Source organism: Rhodopirellula sp. MGV (assembly GCF_002251265.1).
GTDB classification, from domain to species: domain Bacteria; phylum Planctomycetota; class Planctomycetia; order Pirellulales; family Pirellulaceae; genus Stieleria; species Stieleria baltica_A.
The window spans coordinates 249,280-266,047 of the sequence record NZ_NPDI01000038.1 but is presented as its reverse complement, the minus strand read 5'-3'; the positions used below and the strand labels follow the sequence as shown (position 1 = coordinate 266,047).

General features: G+C 54.0%; 12 protein-coding genes and 1 tRNA gene. 3 read left to right on the top strand and 10 right to left on the bottom strand.

All coding sequences use genetic code 11. The features are described 5' to 3' along the window. A partial coding sequence (locus CGZ80_RS13700) for a transposase (protein ID WP_198953690.1) occupies nt 1-1,093 on the top strand: 1,093 nt, incomplete at its 5' end. Between the two features lie 214 nt (nt 1,094-1,307). Beyond that, on the top strand, nt 1,308-2,306 hold the full coding sequence (locus CGZ80_RS13695) for a restriction endonuclease (RefSeq protein WP_094415250.1): 999 nt from the start codon (nt 1,308-1,310) through the stop codon (nt 2,304-2,306). Between the two features lie 86 nt (nt 2,307-2,392). Here the strand turns inward: CGZ80_RS13695 and CGZ80_RS13690 are convergent, their stop codons facing one another. From CGZ80_RS13690 to CGZ80_RS13665, 6 genes are all read right to left on the bottom strand, one after another. Further along, complete coding sequence (locus CGZ80_RS13690; protein ID WP_158222690.1) at nt 2,393-6,334, bottom strand: AAA family ATPase; 3,942 nt, start codon at nt 6,332-6,334, stop codon at nt 2,393-2,395. Between the two features lie 371 nt (nt 6,335-6,705). Beyond that, nucleotides 6,706-7,551, bottom strand: a complete 846-nt coding sequence (locus CGZ80_RS13685; RefSeq protein ID WP_094415246.1) for a hypothetical protein — start codon at nt 7,549-7,551, stop codon at nt 6,706-6,708. A gap of 212 nt (nt 7,552-7,763) precedes the next feature. Further along, nucleotides 7,764-8,312, bottom strand: a complete 549-nt coding sequence (locus CGZ80_RS13680; RefSeq protein ID WP_094415244.1) for a hypothetical protein — start codon at nt 8,310-8,312, stop codon at nt 7,764-7,766. Between the two features lie 1,069 nt (nt 8,313-9,381). Beyond that, on the bottom strand, nt 9,382-9,936 hold the full coding sequence (locus CGZ80_RS13675) for a nucleotidyltransferase (protein ID WP_094415242.1): 555 nt from the start codon (nt 9,934-9,936) through the stop codon (nt 9,382-9,384). Continuing rightward, on the bottom strand, nt 9,933-10,169 hold the full coding sequence (locus tag CGZ80_RS13670) for a hypothetical protein (RefSeq protein WP_094415239.1): 237 nt from the start codon (nt 10,167-10,169) through the stop codon (nt 9,933-9,935). The genes CGZ80_RS13675 and CGZ80_RS13670 overlap by 4 nt, the downstream gene beginning before the upstream one ends. A gap of 187 nt (nt 10,170-10,356) precedes the next feature. After that, nucleotides 10,357-10,659 carry a DUF1778 domain-containing protein gene (locus CGZ80_RS13665; protein ID WP_094415237.1) on the bottom strand — a complete coding sequence of 101 codons (303 nt, stop codon included), beginning with the start codon at nt 10,657-10,659 and terminating at the stop codon, nt 10,357-10,359. 162 nt (nt 10,660-10,821) lie between these two features. Between CGZ80_RS13665 and CGZ80_RS13660 the strand changes: the two genes are divergently transcribed. Beyond that, nucleotides 10,822-12,045 carry a recombinase family protein gene (locus CGZ80_RS13660; protein ID WP_094415235.1) on the top strand — a complete coding sequence of 408 codons (1,224 nt, stop codon included), beginning with the start codon at nt 10,822-10,824 and terminating at the stop codon, nt 12,043-12,045. A gap of 498 nt (nt 12,046-12,543) precedes the next feature. Here the strand turns inward: CGZ80_RS13660 and CGZ80_RS13655 are convergent. The 4 genes from CGZ80_RS13655 to CGZ80_RS13635 form a co-directional block, all read right to left on the bottom strand. Beyond that, nucleotides 12,544-12,616, bottom strand: a tRNA-Asn gene (locus CGZ80_RS13655). Nucleotides 12,617-12,998: 382 nt separating this feature from the next. After that, the gene (locus CGZ80_RS13645) at nt 12,999-13,766 is read right to left on the bottom strand and encodes a hydroxypyruvate isomerase family protein (protein WP_094415231.1); all 768 of its coding nucleotides are present in this window, start codon (nt 13,764-13,766) and stop codon (nt 12,999-13,001) included. Between the two features lie 299 nt (nt 13,767-14,065). Beyond that, nucleotides 14,066-15,259: an amino acid aminotransferase gene (locus CGZ80_RS13640; protein ID WP_094415229.1), complete on the bottom strand. Its 1,194-nt coding sequence runs from the start codon at nt 15,257-15,259 to the stop codon at nt 14,066-14,068. Nucleotides 15,260-15,736: 477 nt separating this feature from the next. Next, nucleotides 15,737-16,435 (bottom strand): SOS response-associated peptidase, encoded by a 699-nt coding sequence (locus CGZ80_RS13635; RefSeq protein ID WP_158222689.1) that lies wholly within the window; start codon nt 16,433-16,435, stop codon nt 15,737-15,739. Nucleotides 16,436-16,768 lie beyond the last annotated feature (333 nt).

Below are 16,768 nucleotides of genomic sequence, written 5' to 3'. Positions count from 1 at the left end.
CAAATCGATCCCCAGTGACACGCAATTCAGAGAGATCCTCGATCCGATCGAGGCCGACGCACTCAATGAAGCGTTCGCGGACGTGTTTGCCGAACTTCAGCGTGGCGGTGTCTTGGAACAGTTTCGCTTTCTTGGTGATGGATATCTCGTCGCAATCGATGGAACGGGGTACTTCAGTTCGTCCAATGTGCGTTGCGAGAACTGCCTCGAGAAGAAGTCAAAGGACGGCTCCACTCGCTATGCCCACCAAGCAGTTGTGGCGGCGATGATTCATCCCAAGCTCAGTGTGGTGATCCCGCTGGCAGTCGAACCGATCGTCAAGCAGGACGGAGAAACGAAGAACGACTGCGAGCGAAATGCAACGAAACGCTTGCTCAAACGGATCAAAAAGCAGCATCCGATGTTGAAGTTGACGATTACCGAAGATGGCCTCTCAAGCAACGCGCCGCACATCGCGGACTGTAAAGAACACGGCTACCACTTCATTCTTGGTGCGAAACCCGGTGACCACTCTCACTTGTTTGAGCAAGTCGTTGATGCGGGTGATCAATCTCGCTTGCACGTCATCCGCACCGCGAGGATCGACAAGAAAGGCTCTCGGAGCGAGACGCAATGGGCCAAGCAGGTCCCGCTTAACAAAAGCAATCCTGATCTTCTGGTTAACTATATCGGGCAGAGCGATTTGACTGCCGACGGCGATATCAAGTCGATGTTTAGTTGGGTCACAGATCTTCGGGTGACTGCAGAAACGGTTCTCGAAATTGCTCGTGGTGGCCGCTGTCGATGGAGGATCGAGAACGAGACGTTCAACACGCTTAAGAACCAAGGCTACCACTTCGAGCACAACTACGGTCATGGCAAGAAGAACTTAAGTACGGTCCTTCTGATCTTGATGATGCTGGCGTTTCTGGTCGATCAAGTCCAGCAGGCCTGCTGCCCTCTGTTTCAGGCCGTATTGGCCAAGCTGAAGAGTCGCCGCAGTCTCTGGCATCGACTTCGCAGTGCCATCGAGTCGTTCGTGTTCCAAAGTTACCAAGCGATCTTGGAAGCCATCCTGACCGATCGCTGCCGTTATCGCACGCTGCCTCCGTAGTGCTCCGCGCCCGATCCATGATCCGCACGAGTCAAAATGACGTTTTCGAAAGAGAGCGACAGAGAGGCTATGCGCCAAAATATTCGGCAAGTCTTTCTGCCAACTAAAAAATAGCATCTGCAACCCTAAGGCGAAGTTGCCAAGACGCGAGTTGGCGGTAATGCAAAGCAGAAACTCGCCAAGTAGCTCCCAACTCCAGGGACCACTCAACGAAATGTTGTCTCAAACGGGCAGGCCGGGAGCTGCTGCGAAAATGCCGACGCAGTCCCAATTCGGCAATCCAGAATACAAGGAGAATCATAGAATGGTAGGAGACAACGAAGACTGGAAATCTTTTGAGATTGCAGTGACGCAATTCGTTGCGGCCATAGCTCCGGATGCCACCGTAACTCACGACGTCAAGGTCCCGGATGCACACACTGGCTATCCTAGACAACGCGACGTCTGGATTCAGTGGTCAATCGGAGGCCACTTTCCGGCTAAAGCGATGATCAGCTGTAAATTCTGGTCGAAAAAACTCGACGAGCAAGATATAGACCATTTCAACGGTGAGTTTATATCCTCGAAGGCCCACGTCGGGATTCTTTATTCGCGTGAAGGTTTCAACCCTCGAGCAATTGAAAAAGCCAATGCACTAGGATTCCACTGCTGCAAGCTTTATTCAAATGCACCTGCGGACCTTCCCGATCAAATTGTGTTAGGGCTCGCTTACCATTTCGCCCCTCGTTTCAAACTTTCACTCGATCAAGACTTGCCGTCATCGCAGTTCCGCACATGGGACGATGTTTTTGACTTAAGAATTGAGGGCCAGCCGATTCGCGAGATCCTAGCGGACATTCTCGATCAATATCAGGGCTGCAAAAACTTAAATGAACGGTGGGGTCAGGCGCGCATAGGTCGTGGTTTTACGATCGACTTAGCTAAATGCCTAAACACGCGTAATCGTCTCGGCATTGTGATCTCTGATCGTGTGCGTCGCGCTAGGGTCGAATACACGCTCTTGAATGGTTCGTATAACTTTACCTCTAAGCTGTTCATGGGCTCTCAGGCAACGCCCTGGATTGACACGCAAAGCATCGACCCTGGTCCGGGATGGGAGGATGTGCGAGAACTGCCTGAACAGATACCACAGCCAATGATTGCGTGTTTCATGCATTGTAACTCTGCATCGGCTGTCACAGAATTTGGTGCTCAGGTTCTGGCGAGGAATTGATAGTCGCCCAACCATCGATGCATGCGATTCGCCGAGTGCAGGCGTCCTAATTCGCAGACCATGTACCTAACTTTTTCCGTGTTCCGCTACCTTCTGCGGCGACGGGACATTCCGCGGCTTGTGCTGCCAGCTTTTGGGCGGTTATCAAGGTCGTGAAGTAAATCTCTGGCGTCAGTAAGTCCCAACTCCAACAGTTTCTCGAACAACGAAAGCCCAGGTTCACGGTAAGGATTTCCCAACCTCTGAAGCGTAAAAGCAATGTTGGTCAGGTGAGGGCCTGAACGAAAGAAACCCTCGGCAAGCTCTGAATCCCTGTTGACGTCGACGAACCGATGGCACAGTTCACCGACCAACTCAGGGTAACTGGCAACAAGCGGTTCCAATTCCTCGATTAACCACGTGTTAGCCGCCTGGCGGAGCAAAGAGTTGCTCTCCTTAACGCATTGAAGCAATTTCTCGACGTTAGGATGAACGAACAGTGTATTTGAACGATCGAACGTGCTAGCAAGTGCAGTATCGATTTCCTCGAATCCAAAACTACTCAACTCTGCGAAGAGTACCGGGACTCGGTTATCCGTTACTGTGCTCTTCATCAAGTTCGCCAACGCGAATGACAAGCCGGTTAATACCTGAGTATTTCGACCATTCTGAACGCCTCTGCGAATTGCCCGTTTCACTTCGTACTCAGTCCAGTCCATAAACTCGGAGAAGAGATAGCTCACACCGAGAAGTTCACCGAACAACTGTGGGCCGACTCGCCAATCACCGGATCGCCACGCCCTCAAGAGACGCCTGTACTCACATGTCGAAAAAGTACGGCGCCACCAGCGTCGCACTCTTGTGAATCTCGCACCATCGATTTCGACATCTGGTGCCATGAAAAGCCACCGGGTCCGCACAACTAGCTCTCCACCAGCAGAGCTGTTTCGGAGTGAAGGATATCTTTGAAAGAGCTTCAATATGACCTTCGCGGCACGATCTTTCTGCCCAGCATTCGCGAGCCAGCAGAGACGTCGACTGAACATCTTCCATGTGTAGCAAGACTCGTCACGCTCAAGATGCTCTTCAAGAACACTCACCCAAGAATCAAAATCGGGTGACTCGCGATTCAAGTATAAAGCCGTAAGTGCCTCCAGTATCCAGTAGCTTCCGTGAGGCAGAACACCGCCTCGTCCAAGGCCCCACAGGACCGGTTGCACACGATCCTCTTCGTTCGATACTTCATCGCGATCATCGTAGAAATATGAAAACTCGTTCCACGTTTTGAGCCACCTTTGGAGGGTGTTCGTCGCAACCTCCGGCAGACCTGTATCGCAGCGTGCTCGTTGATTCAGCGAATGTGCCGCTGAGCCTCGGAAATCCGCTGACACGAAACCTCTGATCTCCAATGTCTGAATTAGCCCAAACAGTTCTTCTGAGCTGAGTTCACTGTCTCCAAGCTGCTGTACCATGTGCGAGGCGGGTTCAGCATGTAGGGTCGGGTCCAATTTCAATAGCAGGCTTTTTGCTCGATTGCCATCGTTCTTGGCCAGGCTGCCAAGTTTTTGAGAAAGCTGAGACAGTCCGCCGCCACCTGCAAATCGCCGGCGCTTCGATTCCTCTGGATCGGCGAGGACGTCCAGCAACCGTAGTATGTGTTCGTCACTCGCCTTTTCAATTTGCGTCTCCGACATTGGACTTGGAACGGCACACACGCGAATCGGCTCCTGGTCGTAATCGCGGTAGTCTATTAACGCGACGCGTTCAGACTCGACGTGCGCTCTCATCCCAGGGGTTAGTCGATCGGTTGGAAGGCTATTCCAAAGGCGAAGTCGCGACTCCCTATCCCACTTAAGTCGGCGCAATCGTGTGTCGCGGTCATTGTTGATTGGATTGTCTACATATCCGGTCCAGTTTCGGATCAATGACTCAAGTTGTCGGATTTGCGCATCGTCTGCAGTTTCACCAAGCACACGAAGCAGATTCCTGGTATCGCTGTGACCGTCCTCGTACCCTCCCAAATAGAACCGTCTCGGATCACCAGCCAAATATGATATGCCAATGTCTGGTTGCTTTTTCGCCAGCTCGGCAATACCACGACATAGCAGGCGATGAGCAATGAGCGCTTCGCTGGAAAACGAATCGCCTAACACCTCGTTGAATTCGGGAGCGGATCCTTCACCAAGTTGCTTCACAGAGGAGTCAATCGCAACGAGTATCGGACGATTCAGAACCATATCGCCATCCAAATCAAAGCTCATGCCACGGGATTCGCGATACCGTCTGATTACAGAATGGGGCTCCTCGAGCATGCGATCAACAACCTGAAGAAACCAAGGCCAAACCTGCTCTAAGAACGCTTTGGGCGCCGCTGCCGCGATTTCTGGAAGTTCATAAAAACTATCTCGCTTGCACAGTAGGTCTTCGTACCGTTTCTTCGGGCGATACGTCATCGATCTAAAGGCTAGGTCACTTTCGGTTGCGTCAACAGGGACTGCGGGAGGTTCGGGATCACCCGCTGAATCGAGTTTCTTCAGCCGATTGTCGAGAATCGCTCCAATGATAATTGGGGCGAGGTCGGGATTCGATGCAGAGACGACAGAGGCAAGCTTCATGGAGTAATGCTCGTGCTCTTCGGAACGGTCGATTACCGACGTGACTTTTTTAACAAGCTGCTCGTCCCAGTCGTGTAGTTCGCTTAAAGTGTCTAAAGAAAGTCGATCGTGTGTCGAGTTGGGAAGCCAAAACTGCTGCAATAGCGATAGGCACAATTCTTTCTCATATTCCCATGCTGCGCTAATTACACGGGCAACTGGCCAGAGCTCATCGGTTGGCAACTCCATAAAGGCGGGCAAATGAGATTGAGCAAGCCGACGAAACCATCCTTCGTTGCCGGCAATAAGCGTCAGAACGCGCGGACGCAGTCTGCGGTCGTTCAGCCAAGGTTGAATCAAACGCACCTCTAAGTCACTGGGACTATTAACCTGCGTGAAAAACTCAATCACTAACTGCCGTATGTGTGTACGGTAACCAGCTTGCGTTAGCGTCGTGATCTCCTCCTCGTATTGCGCAGGATTGGCTTCTCGCAAGTATTGCAATGCACTCCATAGTGTAGGTCGTACAAAAAGGCCGTTCTGTCGCCGTTTGACATACTCCGAAAGCCGGGACTTCCCTGTCGCGAACATCCGAGCGCGAGCATGCTCGAAGACTGATTGATGTTGGAAACCGAATTGGTGTTTGTTCGGCGAGTACGCGAATATTCCGTCAGCAACAAGTCCGTCAATTAAATGCCGTTCGTCATCCCAGGATGCAAGTGGTTGCCAGAGCTGCTCGCTATCGGCTATTTGTTGTGCTACTCGAATAACAAGGTCAGACCTAGCCGCACCATTCTCGCCCTCGAGAATCACTCGGTCCCAAACTTTATCAAGCATCCTTTGGTAGCTGTTGAATGTTGACTGCTCGGAATTGTCGCGAAGATGATCAAGAAAAATCTTCAGATGCTGTGGGACGCGCAATGACTCTTTGAAGCGGGTTGGCCAACTGGACGAATCTACGTCAAGTTCCTCCAGCACCTTGTTGACTTCACTCCAGCCAGGCAGCGGTAGATGCTCCGAATCGGCAGGAACGGTCGATAATCGCGAATCGCGACGAAATTCAAATAGTCGACTCGACGCAACTATGTGGACCTTGGGTGTTCCATCAAGTGTCGAAATCAATTCAAGCAACACCCCGAGACGCTCAGACTTCAGATCAACCAGATCGCTTAGAGCATCCAACTGGTCAATTAGAACGACGCACTTTTTTTCTGGCCTCACCAAATTGATGCATTTTTGGATGGATGCAGGCAGGTGAAGATGATCGGACAGTCTTGACGTTGTGTCGACATTTGTCGGAAGTGTATCTGCCTTAATCGACAGAACCACATACCCATCCCGCCCCAACTCCTCCGCAAGTTTTGAAAGCAGTGCCGACTTGCCCGAACCAGGGACACCCAACACCATGCTGGTGGAAAATTCACTCTCGCGAATTCGTCCTCGAAGAGTTTCCAACGCAGGTCGTGGTATCCAATGGCCGTTTCCAACGGTCCTTGGCCACCGCGTCAATGACGTTGACGCAGATTTAAACGCGTCCAATATTTCATCGATCGGAATAGACGTTGGGACATCGATGTCTTCGTCTGCTTTATGAGTAGAACCCGATGTTACTTGCTCGTCGGCAAAAGGGTCCCTTATTGAAATCCTGGATGATGCACGATCTGGAGACCTGGTCTTGGTTGGACGCTGTGCCGCGGGCAGTTCTGACGACGAGAGCGGTGTTGAGCTTATCAAGGCCGCCGTGTAGCCTGCCGCCGCCATTGCAGCGTAGTTTTGCCAGTCGTCGTTCTTGTTCTCATCGCAATAATCACAGGTTCCTCGAACGACTAAGTATCCCTTGTCATAGTCCCATGTAGCGTCGCGGATGCCGGAGGCTCCATTTCAACCGCTTTCGCTGAGTATAGATCGCGAAGCATATCGCGCAGGCGAGGATCTTTTAGCAGTGTGTCCGCTGAAGCGATTGCTCCTGTGAAAACGCGAGGTTTCCCCGCACGACGCGCGGGATCATGGGGATGCTCGACGACGATCGCCGGATCGTTCGGGTCGCCAAGTACGTCGTGCAGACTAGACGGTCTTGCCCAGCCTCTTGCCTTAAGCCCGTCTTCGATGAGCGATTCCCAGGGATATTGCCCTTCGAGTTCGCCAATTCGAAGAACGGAGACCGCTTCAAGCAAGTAGGACGACGGACGAACTCCTGAATCCCGTACTTTTTTCCATGTTTCTCCTTTCTTCACGAAATCGTACTTGATGACACCACTCTGGTCTGAAACGACAATATCGCCGAGTCGCACATGGGACTCAGGATCGAGCGGGGAAGGTACCGCACCAGCAATCCCTACCATGAGAATCGAATCAAGATCTGGATAGGCAGCAAGCATCTTCGCCGCGCGCGCCGTGGCCGAGTTGTTTCCCATACCACTGATGCCGAGGACTACCGAATGCGGCAATCCTTCATAGGTCGCGACTTCCCCGAGCCAGAATCGGTTCGCGCCTGAGTGCTCAGTGCAATGCTCTCGGATGTTCGAGAGAAAATATTTGACGGCAGAAAACTCCTTATCTAACGCCGTTATGACACCGATTCTGGGCAGACACTTTTCTGCTTGATATCGATCGACTGCGGAAGTTGGTGTTGGCAACATACCGGTTCTTCGCTCTTTTCCGTCCGACATCATTACTTCAGAATTTGTTTGCAATGCCCAAGGCAGCGATTGTACGTGGCAGCTGTTGTTCCACCAGCTCACCTAGCAGAATGCTGTTTGGCCGGTACAGCACCGGTGGGTCACACAATTGCTTTGCGTGAGCAGTCACTCTTTCTAAGATGAACTGAAGTTTGCTCCGGCACCGGCATTCGTGTCCTGACACGCAAGATTAGCAGGGCGGTATCTCAATCTGACGGAAGTGCGTTGATTGATACTGCAGCACCGGTGCTTTTCTTTTCCGGATCGTTTTCGGATCGTAGATTTGCAAGTATCAAGCCGCACGCCAAAATCGCACTACCGAATCCGAAAAGAATGAAGAGAGAGTTAAAGCAATGCGTGTAGCTGAAAGCAGCGGAAGCAAGAGGCGTACCTGGGTAACGCAAACTTTTTGACGACTCGTACTCTTCTCGTCGAAACAGCTTGCATCTGTGCGGGACACCATCGCACTCGTCGGCAAGGTCCATGGCGTCTTCGAGCGTCTTTAATGCTTCCTCTGAATGCTTGGTAAGGACTCGATTGCGGCAATCCAGTTTCCAAAACACAAAAGAAACGAACGCGAGTAGGAAGAGTAGTGGCCATGCTTGCGCAAAGTCGTTTTTGAAAGTCATTACGCCAGCAATCACCGCCCCCGCAAGAACCAAGTAGAAATTGAACGTCTTCAGGCGTTGTTCTGCGTGTCGGTCAAAGTAAGCCCAAGCGTACTGCCGCAATTCAGTTCGTTCGTTGCTGTTCATTTTGATAGTGTCCTTTTCCCGCACTACATCTGGTTTAAGCTCGTCCGAACCGAATATAGGTGCTCTGACCTAGATCTGCCACCAACGGTTTTAGGAGCTTGAAAGCGATATTTGAGCCCACGCAGTCGGTAGCGCCGGGGTGTATAGACGCTTGCGGTATCTGCCGGTTTGAGATCTCCCTCAGTTCGGTATGACACGCGGAATTCAAATAACCACAACTCGCATTTCTCCTGCGGCGCGGGGCAACAAACCTGCTAACCCGTCTCAGCGGCGTAGCGAATTGACTAAAATGGGAAAGACTTTCCACGAAGGAGATCGGACGACCTGAGCACTCTCAAACCATCATCTCGGCTGTAGTTCTCTCTGGTGAAGCGCAAAGTATCAGAGAGCTAGCGTCTTGTCTCAAGTGGAGCTCCGCTTCCATGCAGAGGGTTTGGGATCAGTGTGAAGGATTTGCGATAGCCCACGACTGACTACCAAGGAGAGACGCTTACACAGCGGGGGAACGAGCGTGGTACCGTGAGCAGCCTTTCGCGATTATCACTGGAAAGAGGTCTCCAATCGGACGTTAGGCGAGCAGGTTGGCCCGGTGCATCAAAGAGAGATCGGGCGTTAACCCGGTTGGGCTTGTGATACAGAGAGAGCGAGATGTTTTGGCGGTCTCGGCGGGGATTCGAGCGCGATCTTGGGTTTCACGCTTGTCTCAGAGATGTCAGATCGCGGAAGCGCGAGAGGTGGCCAGCTGGCGAGAAGTCGCGTGACACCGCGAAAATCGGGGCCAAATTGAGAAACGCCCGCGGGCCGATTTGGGCCTAGCGGGCGTTAACTTTACTGTCGTTAGTTCCGTAGTTTTTCTAAAAGCTCAAAACCGCCTTGGCTTGTTTCTGACAGCAGGGTTAACAGCGAAGGCACCGCCTCCGCGCTAAGACAGCGTCAACCTCGCCTAGGGGCGGAATCTACACCGTTAAAGCCACGAGTTAGTTTTTTCGACTCGATACGTTTGAGACTTCAACTGGCGATGTGAACAGTTCGAACGCGTATTCCACTCCGTTCCCGAGCCTCAACGATTTCAGTCTTGGGACTCGATCGCCTTCGCCCATGTGTCCTTGAGTGATTCGGTGAGACCTAGCTGGTCTGCCCTTTGTTGAAGATAGGCGGTATCGAGGTTGTTGTGATTGACCGCGATCACACCGATAACATCGTCGAGATCCCGTGGCCGAGACCAAATCAGCTTCTGCAGAATGACGTCTTCGGCAGTTGGAATCCAAACTTCCATTCCACCGAGCGAGACCTTTCGCCGGCGAGCGAATCGGGACTGGTCAAACGCCTGGTCCGTCAATTCGAACAGCTCGATACGAAATGGCGTTCCAATGATCTGAATCTCCTTCTTGACCGTTCCGCCGATCAGCTCAAACGACAATTGCGAATCGAACTTGAAGGCATTGCCAAGCCGATCCGCCAGTGCACTCGTATCCCACTCGGGCGTTCCGATGACAAAATCCGCGTCCGTGGTCGATCGTGGAAACGAGTAGTACATGCTGGAGAAAGATCCCACCAACATGTAGTCCAAACCTGCCTCATTCATGGCAGCGATCAACTGAGAAACGGCTTCCTGAAGCTTCACGTCGTGGGTACCGCTGGTTTCTGCAATTTCCGCATCAGATTGACCCGCTCAAGAAGGAGCCGCTCGATGGTGGCTTCATCAGCGTCTGGATTCTGATCACGAATTCCATCTCGTACCACTTCGAGCGCAAGCTCCGACTGTTCGAACCCTGCCAGCACCCGCTGCTCGGGCGTGAGGCCGATCGCGTGATTGATTCTCGCGCGGTCGGTATTGGAGTGGTGTCGTGCGGTCATCGGAAGAGTAAAGACTGGGCTTGATAGATTCAATTCTTCTGGAGCAATTCACGTTTGGGTAGTCGCTCTCGACTTGCTAGCGAACCGGCACGGGGCTGCGTCCTCGAATACGCCGAGCACGAGCAACCATCTTACCCAGGTGTTCGGTTCTGTGGGACCAGATGCCGGTACAGTTTCCACGAGTCTCTCACCGGCTGTGCACCTGCGTGCGGTGTTCTTTCGCGGCAGCTTTCAGAGGTCCATTCGGCGACGGCGGTGAGAACAGCGAATTGACAAACCTAAGGGCCTGAACTCTGTCGAGCTGAATGCGCTCGTGCTCTTCAATGACCGCTTTGGCAGCTTGTTCTGCGTTGCCCAGCACGAAATCGGACACACTGCAGCCAAGATAGACTGCCGCATGCTCGATGAGCGCCTTCTGCTCTTTCGAAAGTTGAATCTCAATGCGAGCGGATTTGGCTCCCATCGCCAGCTCCCAAAATTGAATTGTCATAGCGAATCACGTGTGCACCACAGTACCACTCAAAAAATGTCGTTGCCAGCGGGTCGGTGGGTGAACCGCACCGGCGATAGGATGCAAACACACTTTGGCTAAAATGTATGTCATGCCTTAAACCATACGATTGTTTTCAAGCTGTCTTTGGAACCATTTCTCATGCACTCGCCCGCGGTCACGGCCATTTATGCGCGGAAGTCTCGACGGAATGAAAGTGCGCTCGGTTCGTGCGAAGTGCAAGCAGCCATCTGCCGTGACACAGCGGAGGCGTTCAGCTGGGAGATCAAAGAAGTCTTTGCCGATGATGGTGGTTCGAGCGAAACGCTGGATCGTCCTGCGATGTCTCGACTGATCGAACAGATCGAGTTGGGTGTGATTCGGCGACTGATTGTGGATCGTGCGGATCGATTGTCGCGAAAGCTCCACGTGACTGCGCAGCTGATGGAATTGTTTGATCGCTATGAAGTGGATTTGATCGTCGTCACCGATCCAAACTTTGGTTTGTCTGCGGCGAGTCGATTGTCCAGCAACATTGTGGCAGCGGCCAGCGAGTTTCAACTCGAGATGACTCGGGAACGCATGGCCGATTCGCGGGCGGTGCTGAAGTCGAAGGGCAAACGTGTGGCCGGACCAGTTCCGTTTGGATACCGAGCCGATCCAAAAACGAAGCAGTTGGTTCAGGATATCGAGGAGGCAGTGATTATTCGCGAGATCTTTCAATTGGCTGCTGACGGCGCGACGCCGAGTTCAATTGCGGCACTTGCGAACTTAAAACGTTGGCCAGACGGAAAGGGGAAGACTGGGAGTTGGGCCAGTGGAAGGATTCGTGACTTGCTCAACAACCCAGTGTACGCCGGGGAGATTCGTAGCGGAGACTCGACGCTGCCGGGTTCGCATCAAGCGATGGTTTCGAAAGACACGTTTGAGGCTGTGCAGCGACATCTGAAGAAGCGACGCACACAAACAAGTCCAATCCGCAATGCGTTGCCACCTGTGTATTTAACGGGTGTTGTGATTTGCGGATCGTGCAATCGTCCGATGTCGACCAGCATTTCACAGCGTAAGCTCGACGCTACAGGGAAAGTGCTCTATCGCTACTACCGCTGCCGCAGTGAATCGGGCGGTCGGCCTCCGTGTCCTGGTGTGAGTGTCAAAGTGCACGACCTCGAACAAATGCTTGTCCAATCGTTGGCAGACGTTGACGGTTTGAATGGCCAGATGCCGCTTCGATTCCGCGAACACTTTTCGCGGCTGCCGGAGAAAGAACAGCTTGAGATGCTGCCCAAGGTCTTCGAACAAGTCGTCTACAAGCATGATGAATGTAGGATCCAGATGACGTTTCATCAGGATGCTTTTGACCTACCCGACAGCGACGTTGTTTGACGGCCGGAATGTGCCATTTTCGGCGTGAGATTTGGCCAACAGAGAGTTCGCGCGCGAGCCAAGGTTTATCTCGCGCGAGCCAAGGTTTATCTCGCGCGAGCCAAGGTTTTTTGGAGAGAGATCCCCGCTGAGGAGCGGTTCGCGCGCCGGAGCAAAAGTTCGCGCGCGAACCTCTCTGCCAAATCAAGAGAGGTTTAAGGGCGAGTCGTCGACGGGTCCGTTCTGCAGCATCAAAGAGAGATCAGGCGTTAACCCTGGTGGCTCAGTAAAACAGAGAGAATGAGATATGACACCGGTATTTGCAGGGGTTCCGGCGTAATCTTGGGTTTCACGCTCGCCCAAGAGAAGTTCGATCGCGGACGCGCGAGAACTTGAGAGCGAGAAAGAGTATCGCGTCGTCCCGCGAAAACTGGGGCCAAAACGAAGAACGCCCGCCGGCCATTTCTCGGCTCTGCGGGCGTTAACTATACGGTCGAAGTTCCGTAGTTTTTCAAAAAGCTCCCCCGGCAGGACTCGAACCTGCGACAAGGCGGTTAACAGCCGCCTGCTCTACCAACTGAGCTACAGGGGATTGCTTCGTTGAAAGTGTTGAACCGGAATTCGTTCTCTCAACGGGTCGCGGAGTTTATCTTGTCGGCTTTCCTACTGCAACACCTGTTGTCTAGTGTCGGATTTTTATCTTTTGGTTCGCCTGAAATCACGCGAATCTGTGGATTGGATCGATTGTGGACGGGGCAGTCGTGCTGCGGTGGTTGCGCGGTGGGCTCTTGTGGGTGGGATCGGAGAGCTTGAGCCGGGTGAGTCGGATTGTAGGGGCGGGGCTTGTCGCCTTTTTTAGCAGGTGGAAAGGCCGCGGCCGGATGTTTGACAACATCCATTACGGGGTTTGGAGGTGTTGTGGAGCTTGCGTTGTGGGTGGCCGGATGTTTGACAACATCCACTACGGGGTTGGGTTAGCCGGTGACTAGGGTCTTGGCTTGCTTGAGGCCGGTTTCGGCGTCGTCTAGCGGCCAGTACTCCAGGCCGACGTAGCCTTCGTAGTCAGTCTCGCGGATCGCTTTGAAGATCTCCGCATAGTTGAGCTCGCCTCGCGTCAGTTCGTTGCGGCCGGGATTGCCGGCGGCATGCAAGTGACCGATGCGACCGATGTTTTCCAACACGTTGCGAGTCACGTTGCCTTCGCTGATCTGCTGGTGATAAATGTCAAAGACAACCTTCACGTTGGGGCTGTTCACGTGGTCGACAATCGCGAACGCTTGCTCGCTGCGGACCAGGTAATAGCCGACGTGATCGATCAAGTCGTTGAGCGGTTCGAAGACCAACACGATCCCGGATTCTTCCAACATCGGCGCCGCTTCACGAAGGCCTTCGACCAAGCAGTCATGTTGGGCTTCATGCGATTCATCTTCGCGGAAGTCGCCGACTTGTGAAATCAACGTGGGGCAGCCGAGACGTTTCGCAGCTTCGATCGATTCGGCAAGCCCGTCAAGGTATTCGCGACGTGTCGCCGGATTGACGAGCGAAACGAATTTGGTGCAGCACGACGCGATCTGCATGTCGTGTTTGGCTTTGGCGTCTTCGATTTCCGCGAGGTCTTTGTCCCACCAGCCCCAGAATTCGAAGGCGTCGATACCGCAGGATTTGACGCGTGCGATCGCGTCGGTTTTGGAAAGACTTTCGAAGACGGCGTCAATACAAACGGAAGGTTTTAGGCCAGGCATGCGTTTGGTTTTGTCGGGTTGAGAGTCGGGGTTTCGATGTGGCGGTCGGAAGGCAGGTGACCGCGGGTTGGTGGGGATGACGAGGAGAGTTGGCGGGAATGAGAAGAGAGAACACGTAACCGCTGGCTATCGCCGGGCGGCTGATGTTGTTGAGTGTGGTGGGGAACCGTGGCTAGCGCCATGCGGCTAACGGGAGGACGAAGTGATTGCACGTAACCGCTGGCTGGCGCCGGGCGGCTGATGGGAGGGCAAAGTGATTGCGTTTAACCGCTGGCTGATGTTATTGGTGGTCGTTTTGTCTAGAGGACAGAGGCGACGGATTCGCAGAAGTACTGCATCTTGGTTTCTGACATGCCGGCGACGTTGATACGGCCGCTGCCGACGATGTAGATGCCGTACTTGGCTTTCAGCTCGTCGACTTGCATCGGTGTCAAACCGCTGTACGAGAACATGCCTTTCTGGCGAAGCAGGAACTCGAAGTCGTGGCCCTTGCCGGTCGTCTTCATTGTCTCGACAAATTGCTCGCGAAGTCGCGTGATCCGAACCCGCATTGCTTCGAGCTCTTCTTTCCACTGCGCCGTCAACGCTTCGTCACTCAGGATCGTTGCGACGATCGAACCGCCGTGGCGTGGCGGGTTGCTGTAGTTGGTCCGCACGGCACGCTTCAGTTGGCTGCGAGCGGCGGTGGCATCGGCGGCGCTGGCGGCGACCAACGAGATCGCGCCGACTCGTTCGCTGTACAAACCAAAGTTCTTGGAGAACGAGGTGCACACGAGGGCTTCGTCGGTGTGCGCGAGCACGGTGCGGAGTCCTGTCGCGTCGGCTTCGATGCCGTCACCGAAACCTTGGTAAGCGAAGTCGATCAGCGGAAGCAGTTGTTTTTCCTGAACCACCGCGGCGATCTGTTTCCAGTCTTCTGGCGTGGGGTCGATGCCAGTTGGGTTATGGCAGCAACCGTGGAGCAACACCACATCACCTGGAGATGCCGATTCTCGCAAGGTTTGCAGCATCCCGTCGAGATCGAGTGACGTGCGGTCGTCGGCGAGGTAGCGATAGGTGTCCGAAGGCACGCCCGCGGCGGTAAAAATCGCGGGGTGGTTGGCCCAAGTCGGGTTGGGCATCCAGATTTTGACTTGGGGAAGCTGAGTCCGCATGAAGTCGGCGGCGACGCGAAGTCCACCGGTTCCGCCGGGCGTCTGCACCACGGCGACGCGGTCTTGAGGCACGGTGTCACCGAACACCAGGTTGCGAACATCGGCGGCGTAGTCTGGCGATCCGTCGATCGGCAGGTACCCCTTGGTCGCCTCGGTCTCCAAAATCTTTTTCTCAGCCGCTTTGACCGACTGCAGAATCGGCGTTTTGCCCGATTCGTCTTTGTAGACGCCGACAGACAGGTTCAGTTTGTCGGGATTCGAATCGGCATTGAACGCTTCCGTCAGCCCCAGGATGGCGTCTGGCGGGGCGGTTTCGATGTTGGAGAATCGGTGACTCATGAGAGGTTCGAAAGGGAATCGAGAATGGGGAAAGCAACGGTACGGCACAGACCGGCCGCGGGAAAAACCGGTTCGCTCTCAGCCCGTGATCGTAGTGAAAGAATCCCGATCCGGCTATCCTGCCCCTTCGGCGAAGGCATGGCCGCTTGGGGGGAGTGGCGATGAGTCCGTCGAGTTGAGGGACGCTGGCGGGAGCCAATTTGAAATTTGCAATGTTCAGTTTGCAATTTGCAATCAATTGCGGTGCTGAGTTTTTTCGATCAGCCGCATCCGCGATAGCGAGCGGTTGCTTACGGCCTGTGGTGAGGTTGGTTTGGGAAGCCGTCGGGAATGCTGCTTGGCCCCCTCACCCCCTCTCCCCCAAACAAGTTTGGGCGGCGAGGGGAGCCAGTTTGGAATGGTTTGGAGTGGTGCGGGCTTGGTAGTGGACGAAGCGATGAGTCCCTTGGGTTGGGAAATAATGCGGATGGCCTGCGTTTAGGGAGCTGCGAGGCAGTCGGGGGTGTCGTTGCGGGCGTTGTTGACGATGGTGGAGACGGGGCGGGCGGTGAGCGTTTGGTCTTCAGCTGCTGTTAAAAAACGCTTGATCTGCTCGAGATCTTCCATCGCAGGGTCAAGCCACTCGCTGAAGTCCGCCGGGTCGATGAAGACGGGCATGCGGTCGTGAATCGGATTGAGCGCCGCGTTGGCAGCGGTGGTCAGAATCGTGACGGTCCGCAGCGGTTGGCCGGGTTCGCCGAGGTTCTTGTTCTCTTCCCAAAGTCCCGCCATTGCGAGAACTGCTCCCGAAGTGCTTTCGATCACGTGTGGCTGTTTGCCGTCGGGCGTTTTCTGCCATTCGTAGTAGCCGTCGGCGGGCACCAGACAGCGACGGCGCTGCAGCGGCGTTTTGAACGATTTTTTCTCGTGGGCCGTTTCGCTGCGGGCGTTGATCATGCGAGCCCCGATCGCGATGTCTTTCGACCAGAACGGGACCAATCCCCAGCGAAAGGTCGACCATTGGCGTTTCGTTTCGCCGGCATGAATGCAAGATATTTGCTGCGTCGGGGCGATGTTGTAGCGTGGGACGATCGCGAGCTGTTTGGCGCGTTCGGCAATTTCGTCTTCATTCCACAGCGGCAGGAATTCTTGAGTCCATGCGGCCGCGGGGGTTTTCAAGTTAAATCGTCCACACACCAGCGTTGCTCAGCGAATAAGTAGGAAAGCGGATGAAAGGTTATCGATTTTATGTCGGCAATTTCGACCGACAAAACGTGATCCGGTGCAAGATTATCGGGTGTTGCAAATTGCTTCACGCAAAGTTGCACAACGCTGTGGTCGTTTGAAACACCAACACGAGAGCGTGATTCCTGCCCAAGAACGCTGGTCGGAGCGAGGGCGGCCGGACTGGACGCGAAAGAACGCGTGAGAAGTTGAAAAAGTGGCAACCGGCGCCGCCTCCAGCGCCGATTGCCGGTCGTCGTTCATCCCCTGGGGAAGGGCTGTTCGAGACTGGAGGGTTCCCAATTG